The sequence below is a fragment of the Mesorhizobium sp. ISC11 genome, assembly GCF_037162595.1.
Classification (GTDB): Bacteria; Pseudomonadota; Alphaproteobacteria; order Rhizobiales; family Rhizobiaceae; genus Mesorhizobium; species Mesorhizobium ciceri.
Map to the genome: position 1 here is coordinate 3,815,302 of NZ_JAVSPW010000001.1, position 23,280 is coordinate 3,838,581.

Annotated in this window: 21 protein-coding genes and 2 pseudogenes; 1 reads left to right on the plus strand and 22 read right to left on the minus strand. The window is 62.9% G+C overall.

What is annotated here, in order from left to right:
- Positions 1–24 precede the first annotated feature (24 nt).
- From RPF88_RS18645 to rimP, 11 genes and pseudogenes are all read right to left on the minus strand, one after another.
- The gene (locus RPF88_RS18645; protein WP_337122867.1) at positions 25–1,044 is read right to left on the minus strand and encodes a class I SAM-dependent methyltransferase; all 1,020 of its coding nucleotides are present in this window, start codon (positions 1,042–1,044) and stop codon (positions 25–27) included.
- 100 nt (positions 1,045–1,144) lie between these two features.
- Positions 1,145–3,292: a polyribonucleotide nucleotidyltransferase gene (gene pnp / locus RPF88_RS18650; RefSeq protein WP_013527890.1), complete on the minus strand. Its 2,148-nt coding sequence runs from the start codon at positions 3,290–3,292 to the stop codon at positions 1,145–1,147.
- 278 nt (positions 3,293–3,570) lie between these two features.
- The gene (gene rpsO / locus RPF88_RS18655; RefSeq protein ID WP_269470859.1) at positions 3,571–3,882 is read right to left on the minus strand and encodes a 30S ribosomal protein S15; all 312 of its coding nucleotides are present in this window, start codon (positions 3,880–3,882) and stop codon (positions 3,571–3,573) included.
- 139 nt (positions 3,883–4,021) lie between these two features.
- Positions 4,022–5,116 (minus strand): magnesium/cobalt transporter CorA, encoded by a 1,095-nt coding sequence (corA, locus tag RPF88_RS18660; protein WP_337122869.1) that lies wholly within the window; start codon positions 5,114–5,116, stop codon positions 4,022–4,024.
- A gap of 45 nt (positions 5,117–5,161) precedes the next feature.
- Positions 5,162–5,401, minus strand: a pseudogene (gene truB, locus RPF88_RS33410) (tRNA pseudouridine(55) synthase TruB); the annotation flags it as partial.
- 86 nt (positions 5,402–5,487) lie between these two features.
- Positions 5,488–6,157: pseudogene (truB, locus tag RPF88_RS18665) on the minus strand (tRNA pseudouridine(55) synthase TruB); the annotation flags it as partial.
- The gene (rbfA, locus tag RPF88_RS18670) at positions 6,157–6,597 is read right to left on the minus strand and encodes a 30S ribosome-binding factor RbfA (RefSeq protein ID WP_013527893.1); all 441 of its coding nucleotides are present in this window, start codon (positions 6,595–6,597) and stop codon (positions 6,157–6,159) included. The gene rbfA and the pseudogene truB (RPF88_RS18665), both read right to left, overlap by 1 nt.
- 125 nt (positions 6,598–6,722) lie before the next feature.
- Entirely contained in the window at positions 6,723–9,299 is a 2,577-nt protein-coding gene (gene infB / locus RPF88_RS18675) for a translation initiation factor IF-2 (protein WP_013527894.1), read from the minus strand.
- The gene (locus RPF88_RS18680) at positions 9,296–9,946 is read right to left on the minus strand and encodes an RNA-binding protein (protein WP_024503463.1); all 651 of its coding nucleotides are present in this window, start codon (positions 9,944–9,946) and stop codon (positions 9,296–9,298) included. The genes infB and RPF88_RS18680 overlap by 4 nt, the downstream gene beginning before the upstream one ends.
- A gap of 38 nt (positions 9,947–9,984) precedes the next feature.
- Entirely contained in the window at positions 9,985–11,580 is a 1,596-nt protein-coding gene (gene nusA, locus RPF88_RS18685; RefSeq protein ID WP_013527896.1) for a transcription termination factor NusA, read from the minus strand.
- Positions 11,581–11,629: 49 nt separating this feature from the next.
- Entirely contained in the window at positions 11,630–12,274 is a 645-nt protein-coding gene (gene rimP / locus RPF88_RS18690; protein WP_337122873.1) for a ribosome maturation factor RimP, read from the minus strand.
- A 299-nt stretch (positions 12,275–12,573) separates the two neighbouring features.
- On the opposite strand from rimP, the gene RPF88_RS18695 reads away from it, so the two are divergent.
- Entirely contained in the window at positions 12,574–12,741 is a 168-nt protein-coding gene (locus tag RPF88_RS18695) for a hypothetical protein (protein WP_013527898.1), read from the plus strand.
- A gap of 66 nt (positions 12,742–12,807) precedes the next feature.
- Here RPF88_RS18695 and trmB read toward each other — a convergent pair whose 3' ends face one another.
- The 11 genes from trmB to rimI form a co-directional block, all read right to left on the minus strand.
- Positions 12,808–13,509 (minus strand): tRNA (guanine(46)-N(7))-methyltransferase TrmB, encoded by a 702-nt coding sequence (gene trmB / locus RPF88_RS18700; RefSeq protein ID WP_337122874.1) that lies wholly within the window; start codon positions 13,507–13,509, stop codon positions 12,808–12,810.
- Positions 13,510–13,531: 22 nt separating this feature from the next.
- Positions 13,532–14,797, minus strand: coding sequence for a methionine adenosyltransferase (gene metK, locus RPF88_RS18705; RefSeq protein WP_337122875.1), 1,266 nt, complete (start codon positions 14,795–14,797; stop codon positions 13,532–13,534).
- 169 nt (positions 14,798–14,966) lie between these two features.
- The gene (locus RPF88_RS18710) at positions 14,967–15,386 is read right to left on the minus strand and encodes a helix-turn-helix domain-containing protein (RefSeq protein WP_013527901.1); all 420 of its coding nucleotides are present in this window, start codon (positions 15,384–15,386) and stop codon (positions 14,967–14,969) included.
- Between the two features lie 140 nt (positions 15,387–15,526).
- Positions 15,527–17,119: an apolipoprotein N-acyltransferase gene (lnt, locus tag RPF88_RS18715; RefSeq protein ID WP_063169993.1), complete on the minus strand. Its 1,593-nt coding sequence runs from the start codon at positions 17,117–17,119 to the stop codon at positions 15,527–15,529.
- Between the two features lie 101 nt (positions 17,120–17,220).
- On the minus strand, positions 17,221–17,691 hold the full coding sequence (locus RPF88_RS18720; RefSeq protein WP_127369986.1) for a VOC family protein: 471 nt from the start codon (positions 17,689–17,691) through the stop codon (positions 17,221–17,223).
- A 16-nt stretch (positions 17,692–17,707) separates the two neighbouring features.
- The gene (locus RPF88_RS18725; protein WP_337122879.1) at positions 17,708–18,838 is read right to left on the minus strand and encodes a hemolysin family protein; all 1,131 of its coding nucleotides are present in this window, start codon (positions 18,836–18,838) and stop codon (positions 17,708–17,710) included.
- Positions 18,839–18,866: 28 nt separating this feature from the next.
- Positions 18,867–19,367 (minus strand): rRNA maturation RNase YbeY, encoded by a 501-nt coding sequence (gene ybeY, locus RPF88_RS18730; RefSeq protein ID WP_013527905.1) that lies wholly within the window; start codon positions 19,365–19,367, stop codon positions 18,867–18,869.
- A gap of 18 nt (positions 19,368–19,385) precedes the next feature.
- Complete coding sequence (locus RPF88_RS18735) at positions 19,386–20,378, minus strand: PhoH family protein (protein WP_023758127.1); 993 nt, start codon at positions 20,376–20,378, stop codon at positions 19,386–19,388.
- 83 nt (positions 20,379–20,461) lie between these two features.
- Positions 20,462–21,871, minus strand: coding sequence for a tRNA (N6-isopentenyl adenosine(37)-C2)-methylthiotransferase MiaB (gene miaB / locus RPF88_RS18740; protein ID WP_337122881.1), 1,410 nt, complete (start codon positions 21,869–21,871; stop codon positions 20,462–20,464).
- Between the two features lie 74 nt (positions 21,872–21,945).
- Positions 21,946–22,746, minus strand: coding sequence for a lysophospholipid acyltransferase family protein (locus RPF88_RS18745; protein WP_063169990.1), 801 nt, complete (start codon positions 22,744–22,746; stop codon positions 21,946–21,948).
- A gap of 21 nt (positions 22,747–22,767) precedes the next feature.
- Entirely contained in the window at positions 22,768–23,262 is a 495-nt protein-coding gene (gene rimI, locus RPF88_RS18750; protein ID WP_024503455.1) for a ribosomal protein S18-alanine N-acetyltransferase, read from the minus strand.
- Positions 23,263–23,280: the final 18 nt, after the last annotated feature.

Genomic DNA, 23,280 nt, shown 5'->3' on the forward strand with positions numbered 1-23,280 from the left:
GGTATCCACTTTCGGGATCATGCTTCAACGACGAGCGGAAAGCACCTTGAACATGCCGTCACGAGCGAGTTCGGCCTGGCTCGAAAAGACAGCCGCCAAGATCGGTTCGTAGGGAAGCTGACGGTTGGCGACCATGAACAGCCGCCCACCCGGCTTCAAGGCCTTGGCCGCCGCTCGGATCATGCCGGCGCCGATCTCCGGCTCGGCCGCCCGGCTGCGGTGAAAGGGCGGGTTCATGGCAATCGCGTCGTAGCGCTTCTCGACTGGTTCCTTCAGCAGATCGATCCAGAAGAAATTCCTGGCGGTCGGCTGGCTGACCGCTGCCAGATTGAGCTTCGCGGCTTCAAGCGCGGCGAAATCGGCCTCATAGAGGTCGAGCGCCTGAACGCCGGGGGAGCGGGCGGCGATCTCGGCCGCCACATAGCCCCAGCCGGCGCAGAGATCGGCAATGCTGCCACGCAGGTCATTGGGCAGGTTCTCGACCAGCAATTTCGATCCGGTATCGATCCGGTCGAACGAGAACATGCCGGGCGCGGTGTGGAACCGGCCTTCAACCAGCAGAGCGGGGTTGGCAGCGCGCAATTCTTCCGCGGCGGCCAGATCGGCGGGACGTCGCAGCCAGAAGGCAATGCCGTGATATTTGGGCAAATGGCCTTCAAGCGGCACAAGCTCGTCAACGCGCTTGCGCAGGCTGGCAATGCCATCGTCCTTGCCGCCGGCAATGACGACCAGGCCGCCCGGCGCCACGCACTCAAGCGCCTGCGCGATGCGCACTTCGTTCAAGCCGCGATGCCGGCCGGCAAGCACAAGTGCCATATCGAAGCCATCGCCTTCCACTTGCGCGGTGACGACGAAGCCAGACGCCTGCAGCACGCTAAAATGCGGCCGGAAGCCCTGTACGAGGTGAAGCGTCGCCTCAAAGCCTTCAGGCAGGCGAAAACCCGGCTCAGCGCCGAAAAACAGGGCGCGCGTGCCCTTTCCCGGCAAAGCAACAGCCTCCGCCTCGAAGGGATGGAAAAGCGTCTTCAACGGCTCGGCGGACATTGTTCGATCTCGACTTGTCTAAGCGCTTTGAAACCCAGGCTGAAAATGAAAACGGGCGCGACATAAGCCGCGCCCGTTTCGATTCATGATCTCAGACCAATCAGGCGGCGTTTTCTTCGCCTTCGGTCTTCTTGTCGCGGGCGAGTTCCTTGCCGGTGGCCTGGTCGACGACCTTCATCGACAGGCGGACCTTGCCGCGCTCGTCGAAGCCCATCAGCTTGACCCAGACCTTGTCGCCTTCCTTGACCACGTCCGAGGTCTTGGCGACCCGGTCGTTGGCAAGCTGCGAGATGTGGACGAGGCCGTCACGCGGGCCGAAGAAGTTGACGAAAGCGCCGAAGTCCGCGGTCTTGACGACCGTACCTTCGTAGATCTCGCCGACTTCCGGCTCGGCGACGATGGTGTGGATCCACTTCTTCGCCGCCTCGATCTCCTTGGCATTGGACGAAGCGATCTTGACCGTGCCGTCGTCCTCGATGTTGATCTTGGCGCCGGTCTTTTCGACGATCTCGCGGATCACCTTGCCGCCCGAGCCGATCACGTCACGGATCTTGTCGGTCGGGATGTGCATCACTTCGATGCGCGGTGCGAACTCACCCAGTTCCGAACGCGCGCCGGTCAGAGCATGCGCCATCTCGCCGAGGATGTGCTGGCGGCCATCCTTGGCCTGGTCCAGCGCGATCTTCATGATCTCCTCGGTGATGCCTTCGATCTTGATATCCATCTGCAGCGAGGTGATGCCGTTGGCGGTGCCGGCGACCTTGAAGTCCATGTCGCCGAGGTGATCCTCGTCACCGAGGATGTCGGATAGAACGGCGAAACGCTCGCCTTCCTTGATCAGGCCCATGGCGATACCGGCGACGGGCTTGGCCAGCGGCACGCCGGCATCCATCAGCGCCAGCGAGGTGCCGCAGACGGTGGCCATCGACGACGAACCGTTGGACTCGGTGATCTCCGAGACGACACGCAGCGTGTAGGGGAACTGGTCGGCGCTCGGCAGCATCGGGCGAATGGCGCGCCAGGCGAGCTTGCCATGGCCGATTTCGCGGCGACCCGGCGAACCCATGCGGCCGGTCTCGCCGACGGAATAGGGAGGGAAGTTGTAGTGAAGGAGGAACTTCTCCTTGTACATGCCGGTCAGCGAATCGACATACTGCTCATCCTCGCCGGTGCCGAGCGTGGCAACGACCAGCGCCTGGGTCTCGCCGCGGGTGAACAGCGCCGAACCGTGGGTGCGCGGCAGGACGCCGACTTCGGAGACGATCTTGCGGACCGTCTTGAGGTCACGGCCATCGATGCGCGAACCGGTGTCGAGGATGTTCCAGCGCACGACCTTGGCCTGGAGTTCCTTGAATACCGAACCGATCTGCTCGGAAGTGTACTTGGCATCTTCGCCTTCGGCCGGGGCAAACGCTGCCTTGACCTTCGCCTTGACGGCGTCGACGGCGGCGTAACGCTTCTGCTTGTCGACGTTCTTGTAGGCGTTGCTGAGTTCGTCGCCGACGATCTTCAGCATCTCGGCTTCAAGCGCGGAATAGTCCGGCGCGGTGAAGTCGCGCGGCTCCTTGGCGGCGACTTCGGCCAGCTTGATGATGGCGTCGATGACCGGCTGGAAGCCCTTGTGGCCGAACATGACGGCGCCGAGCATCAGCTCTTCGCCCAATTCCTTGGCTTCGGACTCAACCATCAGCACAGCGTCGGCGGTGCCGGCGACAACGAGGTCGAGCTTGGATTCCTGCATCTCGTCGACATGCGGGTTCAGAACGTATTCGCCGTTGATGTAGCCGACGCGGGCGCCGCCGACCGGGCCCATGAAGGGGACGCCGGAGAGCGTCAGGGCGGCCGAAGTGGCAACGATCGACAGGATGTCGGGATCGTTCTCGAGATCATGCTGGACGACGGTGACGACGATCTGGGTGTCGTTCTTGTAGCCGGAGGCGAAGAGCGGGCGGATCGGGCGGTCGATGAGGCGGGAAACCAGCGTTTCCTTCTCGCTCGGACGGCCTTCACGCTTGAAATAGCCACCCGGGATCTTGCCGGCGGCGTAGGTCTTTTCCTGGTAGTTGACGGTCAGCGGGAAGAAATCGAGGCCGGGCTTCGGCTCCTTCATCGAAACGACGGTGGCGAGGACCTTGGTCTCGCCGTAGGTGGCGAGCACCGCGCCATCAGCCTGGCGCGCGATCTTGCCGGTTTCGAGGATGAGCGGACGACCGCCCCATTCGATTTCCACTTTGTGGTGATTGAACATCTCTTGTCCTTAATATGAGGAAAGGGCCGCGCCGTTTCACGGTGCGCGGAGATGCCCTTTCCCTGGCTTCCTTTCTCGGGCAGCCACGGGCAAGACAACGGGAGGCTCGGGTGATTTCGGCGCGGTGCGCGCGCGAGCGTCCTGCAATCCTGCCCCATGACCGTCCATGGGCGGTTTCGAGTGCCCTCTGCACGATCGAAACCGGGTCTGGCCAGTCGATACGACTGGCAGAATGCGCGACCGGCGGGCTCTCCTTCGAAAGCCCGCCGGTCAATTCGTCAACGACGCAGACCGAGCTTCTCGATCAGCGTCTGGTAGCGCGCGTCGTCCTTGCGCTTGAGATAATCAAGCAGGCTGCGGCGCTGGGAGACGAGAGCAAGCAGACCACGGCGGGAATGGTTATCCTTCTTGTGGTCCTTGAAATGGTCGGTCAGGTTCTTGATGCGCTCGGAAAGGATGGCCACCTGGACTTCCGGAGACCCGGTATCGCCCTTGGCGGTTGCGAATTCACCCATCAATTCCTGTTTGCGCTCGGCAGTAATCGACATCGTGTTTTTCCTTATCTGTTTGAGGAAACGGGTCGCCCTCAGCCGGGATGTCGTCCAGCAGGGGCCGGTGCAAGCAAAGCGTCATAGCGCTAAGCTGCGGCGCATATAGTGCAATTCCCCGGAAAACACCAGCCCAATTCACAAGCCGGCTTTTCAGGCCAAAATGGCAGGTTTATCCCTGTCAAAGCCATTTCTTCCATTTGAAGAAGGCGATCAGCCCGAACGCGACAAGCGCCATGAACAGCAGCGACAAGGGATAGCCGTAGTAGGCCTTCAGTTCCGGCATGTTCCAGGGCGAAGACTCCGGATCGAAATTCATGCCCCAGATGCCGACCAGGAAGGTGAGCGGCATGAAGATGACCGAGACGATGGTGAGATAGCTGATAACGTCGTTGGTGCGCGCCTGGCTCAGCGACAGGTGCATCTCGATCAGGCCGGTCAGCATATCGCGCTGGGTCTCGACCAGCTCGATCAGCCTGAGCGCATGGTCGAGCGTGTCGTTGAGGAAGATCTTGGTCTCGGCCTTCACATAGGGCACATCGTTGCGGATCAGCGTCGCCAGCGCATCGCGCATCGGCCACAGCACGCCTTTCAGCACGTTGGCGTCACGCCGCAATTCATGCAGCTGCCGCATCTGGTGCTTGTGCGGCGAATGCAGCATCTGGTCCTCGATGCTGTCGACCATGTCGCCGGCGGCCTCGATCGGCGGAAAATAGCTGTCGACGATGGCATCGATCAGCGCATAGGCAAGGTAGTCGGCGCCGCGGGCGCGCAGCCGGTTGGGCGCCGAACTTTCGATGCGCTTGCGCACCGGATCGAATGGATCGCCTTCCCGCTCCTGGAAGGTAACGACGAAGTTGCTGCCGAAGAAGACGGCGATCTGCTCATAGCGGTGCGAGGTGACATCGTCGATCATCCTGACGACGACAAAGGCATGGTCCTCGAAGAAGTCGACCTTGGGCCGCTGGCCGGTGTTGACGACGTCCTCCAGCGCCAGCGGATGCAGGCTGAAAATGCGGCCGATCTCCTCGATCAGCGGGATGTTGGCGAGGCCGGTGCAGTCGAGCCAGAGGACCGGCCATTTGTCGCAATGGGTATTGAGGTCGTCGATGCTGGCATTTTCGATAGTCTTGAATTTTTCGGGCGAGATCAGCGTCAGACGCAGTTCCGAGCGACGCGCCGACGGGTCGGCGATCAGCGTGCCGGGCGACGCACCGACCGGCGGCCGCCGCGTTTTCACCGGTGCCCGCGTCTTCACGGTCTCAGTCTTTGCCATATTCCCCTCGTGCGAGTCCTCGCCTCGACATTAGACGACAGGAAATCAACCGGCAAAGACCCGCTTGGGCTTGAACATGCCTTGCTCAATGGCACCGATGGCGACCAGCTTGCCGCGCGCCGTGGCGCAGGCTTCTTCGGCTTCCACCGGTGCGTCGCGGCCGCGGATGATGACCGGGTTGCCGAGGCGGATCTTGGTTGCCGCGTCATCGCTGATGGCGATCTGCGGCAGGCAATCGAGGGCAGCCGATGTGTCGACCAGAAGCGCATCGATGGCGTCGAAGTCGATTGGCGCTTCCACCTTGTCGGCAGCCTCTGCCGTGTCAGCGGCTTCTGTCGTGTCCGAGCTGTCGACCTCCTCCACACCGAAACGGGCGGCTTCCAGTTCGGCGATGGTGACGAAGTCTTCCGAGGTGAACGGCTCGACCTCGACCCGGCGCAATTCGGAGATGTGACCGAAGCAGCCGATGTCGCGGCCCATGTCGCGGGCCAGCGAGCGCACATAGGTGCCCTTGCCGCACTCGACCTCGAAAACAGTATGGTCGGCGCCATGCTCGACAACGTCCAGACGTCCGATCTCGATCTCGCGCGCGGGTATGTCGACCGTCGCGCCGTCGCGGGCCAGATCATAGGCGCGCTCGCCTGCGATCTTGATGGCCGAGAATTGCGGCGGCGTCTGCATGATGACGCCGGTGTATTTCGGCAGCAGGGCGAGCAGTTGGGCTTCCGACGGACGCAGGTCGGATTCTTTCGTCACCGGACCTTCGAGGTCATCGGTCGAACGCTCCTGTCCCCAGGCAACGGTGAAGCGATAGATTTTGGCGCCGTCCTGCACGTAAGGCACGGTCTTGGTAGCCTCGCCAAGCGCGATCGGCAGCATGCCGGATGCCAGCGGGTCGAGCGTGCCTGCATGGCCGGCCTTTTCCGCCTGGAACAGCCATTTGATCTTGGAGACGGCTTCGGTCGAGCCCATGCCGACCGGCTTGTCCAGGATCAGCCAGCCCGAGATCGGCCGGCCCTTCTTCTTGCCGCGACGCGCCACTATTCGGTGTCCTTGTTGTCGTCTTTGTCCTGGTCTGCGTTTTCCTGGTCCTCAGGACCCAGATCGCGCGCCACTTCCGGCGATTTCAAGAGGTCGTTGATCCTGGCAAAATTGTCGAAGGAGGTGTCGAGCTTGAAGCGGAACTCCGGCATGAACTTCATCTGCCGCAGCGCGCCGGAGACACGGCCACGGACGAATTTCGCATGCTTGTTCAGCGCCTCGACCACCGCATCGGTATCCTTGGCGCCGAGCGGCGAGACGAAAGCGGTAGCGACCTTCAAATCGGGCGACATGCGCACTTCCGAGACCGACACCACGGTGTTCTCGATCAGCGGATCGATGATCTCGCCGCGCTGCAGGGTTTCGGATAGCGCATGGCGCACCTGTTCGGCGACGCGCAGCATGCGCTGGGATGGGCTGGATGCGGTTGGACGGGGCATTTTTCTCAATCCTGAAAGCGTGAGGCGCGGGATGGAACCGTGCCGCATGTCTCATATGGGCATTCTCAATAGACTTGGGGCGGCGGCCTTTCGACCACCGCCCGGTATGGAAAAGTCACTCGAACTCAGAGTGTCCGGGTCACCATCTCGACGCGGAAGCACTCGATGACGTCGCCGACGCGCATGTCCTCGTAGTTCTGGAAGGCCATGCCGCACTCCTGGCCGCCGGGGACTTCCGAAACTTCGTCCTTAAAGCGCTTCAGCGTCTTCAGCGTGCCTTCGTGGATGACGACGTTGTCGCGGATCAGGCGCACGCCCGCACCACGCTCGACCTTGCCTTCGGTGACACGGCAGCCGGCGATCTTGCCGACCTTGGTGATGTCGAAGATTTCGAGGATCTGCGCATTGCCGATGAAAGTCTCGCGACGCTCCGGCGACAACAGGCCCGACAGAGCCGCCTTCACGTCATCCACAAGGTTGTAGATGATCGAGTAGTAGCGGATCTCGATGCCAGCCGCCGCAGCAGCGGCACGTGCCTGGACGTTGGCGCGGACGTTGAAGCCGATGATCGCGGCACCCGAAGTCTCGGCCAGCGACACGTCGCTTTCGGTGATGGCGCCGGCACCGGCATGGACGATGCGTGCACGAACCTCGTCGGTGCCGAGCTTATCGAGTGCGGCATTGATCGCCTCGATCGAGCCCTGCACGTCGCCCTTGATGACCAACGGGAATTCCTTCAGCCCGCTTGTCTGCAATTGCGACATCATCTGCTCGAGCGAACCGCGCTGGCCGGCATGCTTGGCAACCGCCTTCTCGCGCGCCAGACGCTGGCGGTATTCGGTGATCTCGCGGGCACGGGCCTCGTTGTTGACCACGGCGAAGCGATCGCCGGCCTGCGGGGTGCCCTGCAAGCCAAGCACTTCCACCGGCATCGCCGGCGGCGCTTCCTTGATCTGCACGCCACGATCGTTGACCAGCGCACGCACCCGGCCCCATTCATTGCCGGCAACGAGGATGTCGCCCGGCATCAGCGTGCCGGTCTGCACCAGCACGGTGGCAACGGGACCACGGCCCTTGTCGAGCTGGGCCTCGATGACGACGCCTTCGGCGGTACGGTCCGGATTGGCTTTCAGGTCCAGAATTTCGGCCTGCAGCAGGATCGCCTCAAGCAGTTTGTCGAGATTGGTGCCCTTGGTCGCCGATACTTCGACGTCCAGAACTTCACCGCCCATGGATTCGACGAAAACCTCGTGGCGCAGCAGTTCGGAGCGCACCTTCTGCGGATCGGCATCATGCTTGTCGATCTTGTTGATCGCCACGATGATCGGAACGCCGGCCGCCTTGGCATGGCTGATCGATTCGATCGTCTGCGGCATGACGCTGTCATCGGCCGCAACCACCAGGATGGCAATATCGGTCGCCTGGGCGCCACGAGCACGCATCGCCGTGAAGGCGGCGTGGCCGGGCGTGTCGATGAAGGTGATCTTGTGACCATTCTTCTCGACCTGGTAGGCGCCGATATGCTGGGTGATGCCGCCGGCTTCGCCGGAGACGACATTGGCGTTGCGGATCGCGTCGAGCAGCGAGGTCTTGCCATGATCGACGTGACCCATGATCGTCACGACCGGCGGACGCGAAACCAGGTCCTCGGCATTGTCGGCGATGTTGAACAGGCCTTCCTCGATGTCGGATTCGGCGACGCGGCGGACCGTGTGGCCGAATTCGGTGGCGACCAGCTCGGCCGTGTCGGCGTCGATGACGTCGCCCGGCTTCAGGATCTGGCCCTGCTTCATGAAGAACTTGACCAGGTCGACCGCGCGCTCGGACATGCGTTGCGCCAGTTCCTGGATGGTGATGGTCTCTGGCAGGATCACTTCGCGCATGACTTTCTCGCGCGGCTCATTGTGCATCGCGCGCTTGAATTTTTCCTGGCGACGACGCATCGACGACAGCGAACGGGCTCGCGCATCTTCGTCGGACAATGCCGAATTCAGCGTCAGCTTGCCACGGCGGCGATCTTCCTCGCTCTTGGTCGGCTTGGCTGGACGCGCCACTTCAGGCGTGACCGGACGGCGCACCGGTGCGCCGGCACCAACCCGCTTCGGCTTGGCCACTTCCTCGTCATCGACTGTTGCCAGTTCGGCAGCCAATGGCGCGCGGCGACGCGCCTCTTCCTCGGCCCGACGGCGGGATTCGGCCTCGGTCTGCAACCGTGCTTCTTCCTCGGCCTGGCGGCGCGCGGATTCATCGCGTTCGCGCTTGCGGCGCTCTTCGTCCTCGGCGCGACGCTTGGCATCCTCGGCGGCGCGCTGGCGGTCCTCGACCTCGCGAACCTTCGAGCCCTCGAGCGCCCTGCGGCGTGCTTCCATTTCACTGCGCGACAGTTCGTTCAGCACCATGCCGCTGCGCTCGACCGGGGCCGGTGGCGGCGGGGGTGGCGGCGCCTTCGGTGCTTCCGGCACGACGACGGGTGCGGCCACGACCGCCGGCTTCGGTGTGAAGACGGGGGCGGCAACAGGCTCCGGCTTGTCGCCGGGCATCGAGAACTTGCGCTTCTTGGTTTCGACGACGACCTGCTTGGTGCGGCCGTGCGAGAAGTTCTGGCGCACAGTGCCCTGTTCCATACCGGGGCGCTTCAGCGTCAAGGTCTTCTTCGGCGTCACACTCAGCGTATTGTCGTCACCCGATTTCGTATCGCTCATTCCATATCCTCTGCGGCATCATCTTCGTCAGCAACAGCCGCAAGCATTGCCAGATCGTCCGGGGAACCGCCCCGATACCGGTCGAGCGCAACCATGCGCTTCTGGACCGCCCTGCCCGCGTCTCCCGCGAGAACGGCAGCATGTATCACATTTGTACCCCCCAATGCCAAGCTCAACTCGGCCTCGGAGAAAAGTTTGTAGGCAAGGATAGCGGGCCCACCAAGATGGACCGTCGCCCGTCGCGCCTGGCTGATCTTGCGCACGCCGTCATCGGACGCCTCGGAAGCATGCAGCACGAAAAGCGCCAATCCGCCGCGCACCGCGCTCTCGACCTTGGTAGCACCAAGCGAAATTGCGCCTGCCTTGCGGGCAAGACCAAGCATGCCCAGAGCGTGCCTGGAAAGCAGCCCGTCGACCATGCCGCCAAGATCGGGCGGCACGACCACCTGTGCCTTGAAGGCGCGGGCAAAGAGGTTCTTCGCCGCAGCCTTGTCGATATGTAGGCGGTCGGCGCTCACCCAGCAACCGCGGCCGGGCAGATTTCTCTTGATGTCGGGAACGACGGCCGAATCCGGGCCGACGACGAACCGGATCAGATCATCCGGTTCGGCTTGTTTGCGCGTAACGATGCAGGTGCGATCGTTCATCTCGTCCAAGGGCGGGTTCGGTGCGATGCGGTTTCACCTCACGCACCAACGGCTTCGTCAGCCGAGACTTCTTCGGCTGCAAGCTCGTCTTCGGTGATCCAGCCGGCCTTGAGGCGGGCGGCCAGAACCATCTGTTCGGCGTCTGCGCGGGTCACGCCATGATTGGCCAGCACGCCCGGATAGACTTTTGTCTCGCCGTCCTTGCGTTCCTTCCAGCCGGTCAGGTCGTCGGCGGCATAGCCGGCGAAATCCTCGATCGTCTTCACGCCGTCCTCGCCAAGCGTCACCATCATGGCGGTGGTGACGCCGGGGATTTCGCGCAATTCGTCCGAAACGCCGAGCGCCTTGCGCTTGTCGTCGTGCTCGGCCTCGATCTTCTCCAGATATTCGCGGGCGCGGGTCTGGATCTCCGAAGCGGTGTCCTCGTCGAAACCATCGATAGAGGCGATCTCGCCGGAATCGACATAAGCGACTTCCTCAACGCTGGTGAAGCCTTCGGAGGCCAGCACCTGGCCGACCATCTCGTCGACGTCGAGGGCTTCCATGAACAGCGACGAACGCTCGACGAATTCCTTCTGGCGGCGCTCGGATTCTTCGGCTTCGGTCAGGATATCGATATCCCAGCCGGTCAGCTGCGAAGCCAGACGCACGTTCTGGCCGCGGCGACCGATGGCCAGCGACAGCTGGTCGTCGGGAACCACGACTTCGATGCGTTCGGCATCCTCGTCGAGCACGACCTTGGCGACTTCCGCCGGCTGCAGCGCATTGACGATGAAGGACGCCGCAGAAGGCGACCACGGAATGATGTCGATCTTCTCACCCTGCAATTCGCCGACGACGGCCTGGACGCGGCTGCCGCGCATGCCGACGCAGGCGCCGACCGGATCGATCGAAGAGTCCCGCGAGATGACGGCGATCTTGGCGCGCGAACCTGGGTCGCGGGCGACCGACTTGATCTCGATGATGCCGTCATAGATTTCCGGCACTTCCATGGTGAACAGCTTGGCCATGAACTGCGGATGGGTGCGCGACAGGAAGATCTGCGGGCCGCGCTGCTCGCGGCGCACATCGTAGACATAGGCGCGGACGCGGTCGCCATATTTGTAGTTCTCGCGCGGGATCAGCTCATCGCGACGGATGATCGCTTCGCCGCGGCCGAGATCGACGATGACATTGCCGTATTCGACGCGCTTGACGGTACCGTTGACGATCTCGCCGATGCGGTCCTTGTACTCGTCATACTGGCGGTCGCGTTCGGCCTCGCGGACCTTCTGGACGATGACCTGCTTGGCCGACTGGGCGGCGATGCGGCCGAAATCCATGGGCGGCAGCTGTTCGGCGATGAAGTCGCCGAGCTGGGCGTCGGGATTGCGCTCGCGAGCCGAGGAAATGGCGATCTGCGTGGCATAGTCATCGACCTTCTCGACCACTTCCATCAGCCGCTGCAGCTTCATCTCACCGGTGTTCGGGTTGATGTCGGCGCGGATGTTGGTCTCCTGACCGTAACGCGAGCGCGCCGCCTTCTGGATCGCATCGGCCATGGCGGCGATGACGATCGACTTGTCGATCGACTTTTCACGCGCGACCGCGTCGGCGATCTGCAGCAATTCAAGTCTGTTGGCGCTTACAACCATCGTTTTTCTCCCGAGCTTGTTTGCCGGACCTTTGCGCCCGGCAGCTCAATCATAGTTCCTGTTCGTGTTCTTCCGTGGCGTCCGCTTCCGCACCCGACTCGTCGTCGTCCGGTTCGCCACGGCGCTTCTTGGCTTCCTTGCGCGCCCTGTTGTCCTTCGACAGGGCATCGCGGATGAGATCGTCGGTCAGGATCAGGCGCACATCGGCAATCGCGTCATAGGGGACGCGCACCGTCGGCTCCTCGCCATAGGCTGCCTTGTCGCGCTCGATCAGCACATCGTCTTCGCCAGCTTCGGCGATCTTGCCCTTGAAGCGCTTGCGGTCGGCGACGACGATCGATGTTTCCATTTTCACCAGATGACCCGTCCAGGTCGTGAAATCCGATTTGCGGACCAGCGGCCGGTCGATGCCGGGCGACGAGACTTCAAGATGGTAGGCCTTTTCGATCGGATCATCGACATCGAGCGCCGGCGACACCGCGCGGCTGACCTCTTCGCAATCCTCGACGGTCATGGTGCCGTCCTCGCGTTCGGCCATGATCTGCAGCGTCAGCCCGTTCTGGCCCGACAGATGCACCCGCACGAGACGGAAGCCGATGCCGCGCAGAACCGGCTGGACGATCAGCGCGATGCGCGCATCGATGCCGCTTTCGCGGATGATGCGATCGTCGGCCTCGCTTGCCGTTGCAGTCATTGAAGCCCTGTCGTTCTCTACCAAGTTATCGGCAGGTAATAAAAAAGAGCGGGACCGGGTGGACCCACTCTTCGTCATACCGACCAAGAATTTGAGGCTGATATAGACGATCGCGGCCTGTGTTTCAAGCCCGCTATGCTGGTCGGGCAACGCTGCCATCGAGGTGGCCCCCGCCAGCGTTGCATGGAGCGCATGGCGCCCATGCGGCGGCCCCCATGGGATTGGCGCTGAAACGCACCTACTTACGCTGCGCTGCACAAAGGTGGCCGTGCGCCACACGTGCGCGAAAGGACATGATCATGAGCAATCGCAAGATATTTTCTGCAATAGGCGACTTCTTCACCGTATTCGGCAGCGCCGTGGCCGCTTCACGGGCCGTGGAAGCCGGTCGCAGGCCGCGCGCCGACGACCTGCGCAACCTCGGCGTCGAGCCGGCCGCCTTCGATCGCATCGGCCGCCGCTTTTAGCTTTGACGCAATTCCGGACGGAAAACCGTTTCACACTTTTCCTGGAATTGCTCTAAGACCGCGAGCTTATTTCCGAATGAAGGTAAGATAGGCCGGCCGCCGGCCCTCACGAATGGCCTTGGCCTCGTAACGGGTGCCCGGCCAACCATCATAGGGCCGGTGCCAGTCCGCCGCCTCGCAAGCCTGCCATGCGAACGCGCCATGCGCGCGGCAATGCAGCAAGGTCCAGTTGACATAAGTGTCGATGTCGGAGGCGAAGCGGAATTTTGAACCAGGCTTCAGCACGCGCGCGAGCCGCTCGAGATTGACCGGGCTTACGAAACGTCGCTTCCAGTGTTTCTTCTTCGGCCAGGGGTCGGGATAGAGCAGATCGATGCCGCCGAGCGAGGCCTGCGGCAGCCAGTCGAGCAGCCTTGTGGCGTCGTCGTCATAAACCCGCAGATTGGCGAGCGGTTTCTCGCGCACCGCCATCATCATCTTGGCCATGCCGTTGACGAAGGGCTCGACGCCGATAAAGCCGATCGAAGGCGCCTCGGTCGCGCGGTGCAGGAGATGTTCGCCACCGCCGAAGCCAATCTCGAGGCGAACCGCGCTGACATCGGTTTGAAACAGAGTTTGCAGATCGGCCGGCGGCCCGACCGCCAGATCGAGCCGATATGCACCGAAGCCGCTTTCCAGCGCGGCCGCCTGTTGCGGACGCATGGTCTTGCCGCGCCGGCGACCGAAAAAGGCTTCGGTCGCGCGGCTTGGTCTGTCCTTCGGATCCATGGCGGGACTTCCGGCGCCGCTGTCAGGCGGCGACCGCGTCCTTGAGCGCCTTGGCGAGATCGGTCTTTTCCCAGGAGAAAGACCCATCACGGCCGGCCTTGCGGCCGAAATGGCCGTAGGACGACGTCTTGGCGTAGATCGGTTTGTTGAGATCGAGGTGACGGCGGATGCCCGACGGCGACAGATCCATCACCGTGCGCAGCGCGTCCTCGAGCTTTGCCTCGTCGACCTTGCCGGTACCGTGCAAGTCGACATAGACCGACAGCGGCTGGGCGACGCCGATGGCGTAGGAAAGCTGGATGGTGCAGCGGTCGGCGAGTTTCGCCGCCACCACGTTCTTGGCCAGGTAGCGCGCCGCATAGGCTGCCGAACGATCCACCTTGGTGGTGTCCTTGCCGGAGAAGGCGCCGCCGCCATGGGGTGCGGCACCACCGTAGGTGTCGACGATGATCTTGCGGCCGGTCAGGCCGGCGTCGCCGTCCGGCCCGCCGATGACGAACTTGCCGGTCGGATTGATGTACCACATGCAATCGTCGGCGATCTTGAGGTCGCCCAGCGCCTCGCGGATATAGGGTTCGACGACCTTGCGGACCTTCTTTGAATCCCAGCTCGCATCGAGATGCTGCGTGGACAGCACGATCTGCGTCGCCTCGGCGGCCTGGCCATCGACATAGCGAACGGTGACCTGGCTCTTGGCATCCGGCCCGAGCCTGCCGGCTTCACCGCTGCCTTCGTGACGGGCAGCAGCCAGCAGTTCGAGGATCTTGTGGCTGTAGTAGATCGGCGCCGGCATCAAATCCGGCGTCTCGCGGCAGGCATAACCGAACATGATGCCCTGGTCGCCGGCACCCTCTTCGCCCTGACGGTCGGCAGCGTTGTCGACGCCCTGGCCTATGTCAGGCGACTGGCCGTGCAGCAGAACCTCGATCTTCGCCGTTTTCCAGTGGAAGCCGGCCTGCTCGTAGCCGATTTCGCGGATCGCCTTGCGGGCGACCGATTTGAACTTGGCCGGATTGACGACCGGATGGCCAGCGGCATCCTTGAGGATGTTGCCTGCCTTGTCCTTCTTCAGCAGCGTTTCCGGGACGCGCACTTCGCCGGCGATGACGACACGGTTGGTGGTGGCCAGCGTCTCGCAGGCGACACGGACTTTCCACGGGTCCATGCCGGTCTTCTTGGCTTCGCGATAGACCAGATCGACGATCTCGTCGGAAATCCGGTCACAGACTTTGTCAGGATGGCCCTCGGCAACGGATTCCGAGGTAAAGAAGTAGTTCTGCCGCGTCACGGGTGTCCCCTCTTGAAAAACGATCGGCAGGCTGCCGATTTTGGCGCGCCACGTGTTAGCGGGGCGAAGCGCCGCTCGTCAAGCGGTGCTTCGGCTCTGGCATGAATGTCGATGCCGTTATCTTGTGCCACCGGCGGCGGGGCGCCGCCGGTCCTGGCGTGATTGAGGATCAGTCGGGATCGTCGGCGGAGAGGGACTTGACCAGGTCTATGATCCTGCGGCGCACCTTGGCGTCGGCGATCTTGACAAAGGCCCGGTTGAGCTGAAGGCCTTCAGGGCTGCCGCAGAATTCGACAGCGAAAGCCATCGAGGCGTCCTCGGCAAATCCACGGCCCGCCACAGGCTCCTGGCCGGGCGCATCCTCAAAAAAGAAAGCGACAGGCACGCCGAGTATGGACGCGATCGCCTGCAGACGGCTGGCGCCGACGCGGTTGGTGCCCTTTTCATATTTCTGAATCTGTTGAAATGTGATGCCGAGGTTTTCTCCCAGCTTTTCCTGGCTCATTCCAAGCATGTTGCGGCGAAGCCGAATGCGACTGCCAACATGGATGTCGATCGGATTCGGTTTCTTCTTGTTATCTTCTGTCATTTTTTCCTCGCCGAATTTTTTCGGCTTTCTCTATTTTTTCCTGCCCAAACAAAGCCGGAGGCAACTGCCCCAACAGAACGATCCACCGGCTTCGAGAAATTTTCAGGCACTTACAGTATGAGTTTCTAATGTGTTGGCTGTCAATTCACCCGTAGCCTTTGCCTTACGTTCAACAGCGCTGCCCCAACGGCAAACAGCAACATGATCAGCATTCCGTTAATGCGCCGTTGGCCGGGAGATATGAGCGCCTGTCCGGAAATCGGTATGTGGGCATCAATGGCGCCGCGCGCGTCGATAGCAAGCGCATCGACGATGCGCCCGCGCGGATCGACGACGGCCGAGATGCCGTTGTTGGCGGCACGCACCAATGGCAATCCATTTTCCACCGCACGGATCTGGGCCTGCCTGAAATGCTGATACGGACCCGGCGTGTCGCCGAACCACGCATCATTGGTAACGTTCACAATAAGCTGCGCTGACGCAGCGTCAACTGCCACAAGATCGGGAAAGATCACCTCATAACAGATAAATGGCAGCGCACGGATGCCGTCGGGCAGCGTAATGGCGTGCCGCTCATTGCCGGCCGCGAAACTCATCGGCCCGGCAACCAGTTGCTCGATGCCGAAACGCTGGAGCAGATCGGCGAAAGGCAGGTATTCGCCGAACGGCACCAGGTGAACCTTGTCGACGGCGTCGGTGATTTCACCCTTGTCGTCGATCGCCACCACGGAGTTGTAGTAGCGGCTGTCGGCATTTGCGGCCGAGCCGCCTTCCTCGCGGACGACGCCGGCAATCAGCATCTGGCCGGGTCCGAGCATATCCCCCAGCGCCGTCAATGCGTCCGGACGCTCGGTGAAGAGGAACGGCACCGAGGTTTCGGGCCACAGGATCAGTTGCGGCTTTTGATGGCCTGGATCCGGCGCCTTGCCCGAGAGCCCCATCAGGACCGCGAAGATGCGGTCGCGCACCGAGGCATCCCATTTTTCCGACAGGTCCACGGCCGGCTGGACAATGCGGACATCCAGGCTGCGTGAAGCTGGCGATTCGGGAGCGGCAAGCCTGATATAGCCGAAGCCGACATGGGCAGCGACGAGCACGACAAACAGTGCCGCGCCGAGGCGCAGGTGCCGACGTGCCGCCAGCAGTGCCGGCAGTGCGAAGACGAACACCGCGAGCGCGTTCATGCCGATCATGCCCGTCACCGAGACGCTCTGCATCAGCAGCGGCACGGGCATGGCCGCGTAGCCGACGGCATTCCAGGGAAAACCGGTGAACAGGAAATCGCGCAGCCATTCCGCCAGGCCGAAGCCGAAGGCAAGGGCGGCGATGCGGCCAATGTCGTTGCTCCACAGCAGCCGGGCAACGATTGCCGCAAAGCCGTAGAAAAAGGCGAGCATGAAAGGAATGCCGACCACCGCGAAGGGAAGCGCCCAGGCAAAGCTGTCGGCCTCGACCAGCAGCGCCGAGCCGATCCACCAGAGGCCGGCGAGGAAATAGCCGAAACCGAACCACCAACCGACGGCGAAAGCCGGCCGCAGACGCCGGAACAGACTGCCTGAAGCTTCGCCGGTGGCGCCGTCGAGCAGCCAGACCAGCAGCGGGAACGAGACGAAACAGGCGGCGAAGAAGTCGTAAGGCGCCTGCCCAAGCACCGCGAGGGCGCCGGCGAGAAACGCCACGAGCGCACGCCGCCAACCCCAAAGCAGAATTATCCGGCCGGTGAGGCGCTCCATGCATACTTCCGAGTCGCGAATCAGGACACAAGATTTAACAGGCTGCGCTCCGCGCTCCAAACGGCGGATGGGCTGGCTGAGATGCACAGCTCCGGCCCTGCCTACCGGTGCCAACCCTCGATTTGAACGCCCCCCAGCCGCTCGGCCTCCTCGCGCGGAACCGAACGGATGGTCTGCGTGAAGGTCCAGACATGGCCCTCGGGGTCGCGTGCACGATACTGGCGCTCACCGTAGAACTGATCCGCCGGCTCCTGGATTATATCAGCGTCGAGGGCCCGCGCTTGCTCGCAATGCGCATCCAGGCCACCCTTCAGCCTGACATAGATCGACTGCGTGTTCTTGCCCGAGATCGAAGCCGGGCTGGCGACGTAATCGCTCCATTCGGAATCGACGATGATGTAGCTGTCGCCGAACCGCATCTCTGCATGGATGAGCTTTCCCTCGGCATCGCTGACCACCATGCTGCGCTCGAAGCCGAAAGCCGCCTCGAGCCAGTCCAGCGCGGCATGCGGATCCTTGTAGAAAACACCAGAGCCCAGACTTGGATGCTTGAACGGGTCGTCGATAGTCATCGTGCGAGCGAAACGCTCACGCCTGTTCGGTGCGCGCCGTGGCACGCCGGCGACGCTCACCCTTCTGGCTCTGCACGATGCGCACGCGCTTGACGCGGCGCGGATCAGCGTCGAGGACGTGAAATTCAAAACCGGGTATGGCCTGCACCACCTCGCCGCGGGCCGGAACACGGCCAAGCGTGTTGAAAATCATGCCGCCGATGGTGTCGACATATTCGCCATGTTCACCGGCGGCGAAATCCCCGCCGATCATCTTGGCGACGTCGTCGATCTCGGCCTTGCCATCGACGATGAACACGCCGTCGCCGCTCTGGGTGATCATCGGCTCGTCGTCGTCGTGCTCGTCCTCGATGTCGCCGACCACCATCTCGACGATGTCTTCCAGCGAGGCAAGGCCGTCGGTGCCGCCATATTCATCGATGACCAGCGCCATTTGCGTGCGCGTCGTCTGCATGCGAGCCATCAGGTCGGAGGCGAGCATCGACGGCGGCACGAACAGCACCGGGCGGATCAGATTGAGGTCGCCAATGGTGCGTGCGAGATCGACCTGGGCGAGATCGAGAACCGTGGCGACGGGTGCTTTCCTGGTCGAGCGGCCCTTCTTGACGCGCGCGATCTTGGTGATGTGGGCCAGCACATCACGGATATGGACCATGCCGCGCGGATCATCGAGGGTCTCTGAATAGACCGGCATGCGGGAATGGCCGGATTGCTCGAAGGTGCCCAGCAGATCGCCGAGCGTCGTCGTGATTTCGACCCCTTGAATGTCGGCGCGCGGTACCATGACGTCCTCGACGCGCACTTCGCGCAGCCGCAGGATGTTGTTGAGCATGGCGCGTTCGCCGGGCGAGAAGGCGCCGGCATCGCTCGTTGTCTCGGCAAGCGCGCCGGCGATTTCCTCCCGCAGGCTGGTTCCGTTGCGTTGCCTGAACAGGCCGAGAACGCGGTCGAACAGGGAGGGACCGGCAGGCGATGTCTCGCTGGCAGCGCTGCCGATGCTGCCAGCACCAGAGGTGCCGGCAGCAGCAGAGGTACTGCTAGCACCAGAGGCAACGGTACTCGGACTTGATCCCTCTTCCGACGTATCGGAGGCCTTGGTTGCACTGCCGGCGTCGGGGCGGGCGGCAGTCTCTGGTTTGTCGTTCATCGTCGTCCGGTCAATTGGTCAGATGTAGTTACGCGTAGGGGTCGGGAATGGCAAGCCTTGCAAGCGCCGCGCGTTCGACGGCTTCCATCGCCTCGGCCTCGGCCTCGGTCTCGTGATCGTAGCCCAGCAGATGCAGCAGGCCGTGGATGACGAGATGGGTGATATGGTTCTCGACAGGCTTGTCTTCCAGTACCGCTTCATGGGCGACCGTTTCGGCGGCCAGCACGATGTCGCCCAGCATCGGCGGCAACGGACCGCCCTGCGCAAACGGAAAAGCCGGGAAAGACAAGACGTTGGTCGGTTTGTCCTTGCCGCGCCAGCCGGCGTTGAGAACCTGGATATGGGCGTCGTCGGAAAAAACGAGACTGAGTTCGGAACGGCCCGCCACGCCGGTTTCGGCAAAAGCCGCCTTAACGGCCCGATCGACCAGCCGCGTCAGGCTTGCCTCGTCGGGCCAGTTGCCCGCCTCAACCGCTATGTCGATGTCGACGGGAATATTCCCGTCGCCGGATATTATGTCCTCAGGCATGAAGCCGCATCGCCAACATCAATTCTCGGCGCCGAGGCCACGCGCCAGCTTGGCGTCCCGGTCGTAGGCCCTGACGATTTCCGCCACCAGCGGATGGCGAACCACGTCGCCGTCGTTGAAGCGCACGGTGACCGCGCCCGCCACGCCGTCCAGCACCCGCAAGGCTTCGACCAGGCCCGATTTGGTGTTCGAGGGAAGGTCGATCTGGGTCGGATCGCCGGTGACGATCATGCGCGAGTTTTCGCCCAGACGCGTCAGGAACATCTTCATCTGCATCGGCGTGGTGTTCTGCGCCTCGTCGAGGATGACGGCGGCATGCGCCAGCGTGCGGCCGCGCATGAAGGCAAGCGGCGCGATTTCGATCACTTCGGCGGCAATGGCGCGCTCGACCTTGTCGGCCGGCATCATGTCGTAGAGCGCGTCATAGAGCGGCCGCAGATAGGGATCGACCTTCTCCTTCATGTCGCCGGGCAGGAAGCCCAGCCGCTCGCCGGCCTCGACCGCCGGCCGCGAGAGAATGATGCGCTCGACCATGCCGCGCTCGAGCAGCATCGCCGCGTGCGCCACCGCCAGGTAGGTCTTGCCGGTGCCGGCCGGGCCGATGCCGAACACCAGTTCCGACCGTTCCAGCGCCCGCATATAGGCGTCCTGGTTGAGCGAACGGGCATAGATCGTCTTCTTGCGGGTGGCGATCTGGGCGGCGGAGACTTTGCCCTTGCGTTCCAGCGTTGGCAGGGTCAACTGATCGTCGGCGGCAATCGCCATGCGCACGGCGCCGTCGACGTCGGACTGGCCGATATCGACGCCTTTCTGGAGAATGCCGTAAAGATTGTCCAGGGCCCGGCGCGCCTGCTCGGCGGCAGAAGCGGACCCTTTGATGGTCAGCTGGTTGCCGCGTGAGCGGATGTCGACGCCAAGCTTCTGCTCGAGCCGGGCGAGGTTTTCGTCGAACTGACCATAAAGGGCGCTGGCAAGCTTGTTGTTGTCGAAAGTCAGAACGATGTGCGCCATGTCAGAAGCCCCAGATGCCGGTACCGGGGGCAGGTTCTTCAGCTCTGCTGCGCTCAACCGTCTCTCCTCATCTGCCGAGACCCTCAGGCCAATTCGGCGAACAGGCTATTGTAGCCCGTCTTCGTGATTCGCACCTGGATAATGTCACCGATTTCGCCGGCCTTTTCATCAACAATAACCGGCTGCAGCCAAGGTGAGCGGCCTACCTTCTGGCCGGCCTGGCGGCCGGGCTTCTCGATCAGCGTGTCGATGGTGCTGCCGACGAGGCTCAAGCCGAAGTCCTGCTGCTGCTTCACAAGCAGAGCCTGCAGTCTCTGCAGGCGCTCGTCCTTGACCGCTTCCGGCACATGATCGGCCATTTCGGCGCCTGGCGTGCCGGGGCGCGGCGAATATTTGAAGGAGAAGGCCGAGGCGTAATTCACCTGACGCACCAGCTCCATGGTCGCCTCGAAATCCGCCTCGGTCTCGCCGGGAAAGCCGACGATGAAGTCGCCGGAAAGCGCGATGTCAGGCCGGGCAGTGCGGATACGGTCGAGCAGCGCCAGATAATCCCTCGCCGTGTGCCGGCGATTCATCGCCTTGAGGATGCGGTCGGAGCCTGATTGCACCGGCAGATGCAGATAGGGCATCAACGACGGCAGATCGCGATGGGCCGCTATCAACTCGTCATCCATGTCGCGCGGGTGGCTGGTGGTGTAGCGCAGACGCGCCAGCCCGGGGATTTCGGCCAGCCTGAACAGCAGGCGGCCAAGGCCCCACTCGTGGCCGTTCTCGCCCTGGCCATGCCAGGCATTGACGTTCTGGCCAAGCAGCGTCACTTCGCGCACCCCGGCTTCAGCCAGGCGCTCAGCCTCCGCGACAATCTGCGCCACCGGCCGGGAAACTTCGGAGCCTCTGGTATAGGGCACGACGCAGAAGGTGCAGAACTTGTCGCAGCCTTCCTGCACGGTGAGGAAGGCGGTGACGCCGCGCTTGATGACCTCGGCGCGCTTGGGCTGCGGCAGATGCTCGAACTTGTCCTCGATGGCGTAGTCGGTCTCGACGATCTTTTCGCCGCCGCGCACCCGCGCCAGCACGTCGGGGAGCCGGTGATAAGTCTGCGGGCCGATGACCAGGTCGACGGCCGGCGAACGGCGGATGATCTCGGCGCCTTCGGCCTGCGCCACGCAGCCGGCGACGCCGACCAGCATCTCGCGGCCGGCCAGGGCACGCTCGGCTTTCATGTCGCGGATACGGCCGAGCTCGGAATAGACCTTTTCGGCCGCCTTCTCCCTGATATGACAGGTGTTCAGCAGCACCAGGTCCGCCTCGCCAATGGCATCGGTCGCGGAATAGCCGTCGGCAGCCAGCGCATCGGCCATACGCTGCGAATCATAGACGTTCATCTGGCAGCCATAGGTCTTGATGAAGACTTTTCTCGCTGCCGTGGAAAGCACTGCCGGCTGTCCAGCCAAAGTGCCGATGTCGTCGCTTTCTATCGTGTTCAAGTCCATAAGGCGGCTTCTAACGCCTTTCCGTGACAAAAAACAGACGATTCTCAGCCCGCGCCAGCAAGGGCATGCCGGGGCTAGCGGCTCGGCCGCGGGTCGGCAAGCGCCGCCTGCATCATCTCACGCACCTGGCTTTCCATCAGTTTCGACGTCTCCTTGCGGTTCGAACCCTTGGAAAAGGCGATTGCCTCGCCGAAATGCACCTCGACGTCGAGCGCGCCCTCCGCGAGCAATACCTTGAGATGCGGCATCAAATCCTCATCGCCGATCCATGCGGCAAGCGGGCGATGCCGGCGGCCGAGCGGCACGCCGTGCAGACGCGTATAGGCGATCGCCACCGGCTGGATGAACACCTGTTCCGCCGCGCCTTCCGAAATCGCCATCGAGGCGGCGCCGAACAGCGTGCTCTTGAACGGCAGGACCATATTGCCGTCGCCGGTCGAGCCCTCGGCAAACAGCACCATCGCATCGCCCTTGGCCATGCGGCTGGCAATCTCGCTTGCCTGGTCGCCCGACGAACGCTTGCGCTCGCGCTCGATGAAAACGGTACGCTGCAGCTTCGACAGCATGCCGATCAGCGGCCAGCCTTCCATATCAGCCCTGGCGATGAATTTTACGTCGGCAAAAGAGCCGAGCACCATGATGTCGGTCCAGGAGATGTGATTGGACGCAACCAGCAGCGGGCGCTTGTCGGACAGCGTCCCCTTGACATGGATGCGCATGCCGAGCGCCCTGATGATCAGCCTGTGCCAGATCTTGAGGATGAAGGTTTCCGGCCACCAGCCGGTCTTCATCGACAGTATCTGTAACGGCACGAGGACCAGCGAACCGGCGACAACGAGGCCCAGTGCCAGGAAAATCCTGATTTTCTTGATCATCGCCCCATCCCGGCCGTCTCGCTAGCGAAGATCGCGGCGCATGACAAGCGCGCCGGTCGGTCCGTGTTCGGCCGACCTGTAGTAATTCGGCCGCTTGCCGACCTCGCGGAAGCCCAGCCGGCGATAAAGCGCGATCGCCGCGACATTGGTCTCGTCGACCTCGAGGAACAGCGCTTCGGCGCGCTGCGCGTGCAGTTCGCGCAACACCGCGTCCATCAATTGCCAGCCCAGCCCCTGCCGGCGATGCGATCGCGCCACCGCGACGGTCAGGATCTCGCCCTCGCCTGCCGCAAGCCGCGCCAGCACGAAGCCGACGGGCGGCTTGGAGCCCTGTCCGGTTTCGCGCGCGGCATAGCCGAACACAGTGTCCTGTTCGAGCAGGGCCGCGAATTCGCCATCGGTCCAGGGGCGGACAAAGTCCTCGCGGTGCAGCAGCGAGACCGCCGGACTGTCGGCGATCCTCAGCGGCTCGAGCGCATAGTCCCGGCGGCGTGGTTGGAGAAAAGGTATGCGCATCTAATTTTTGTTTTCTTG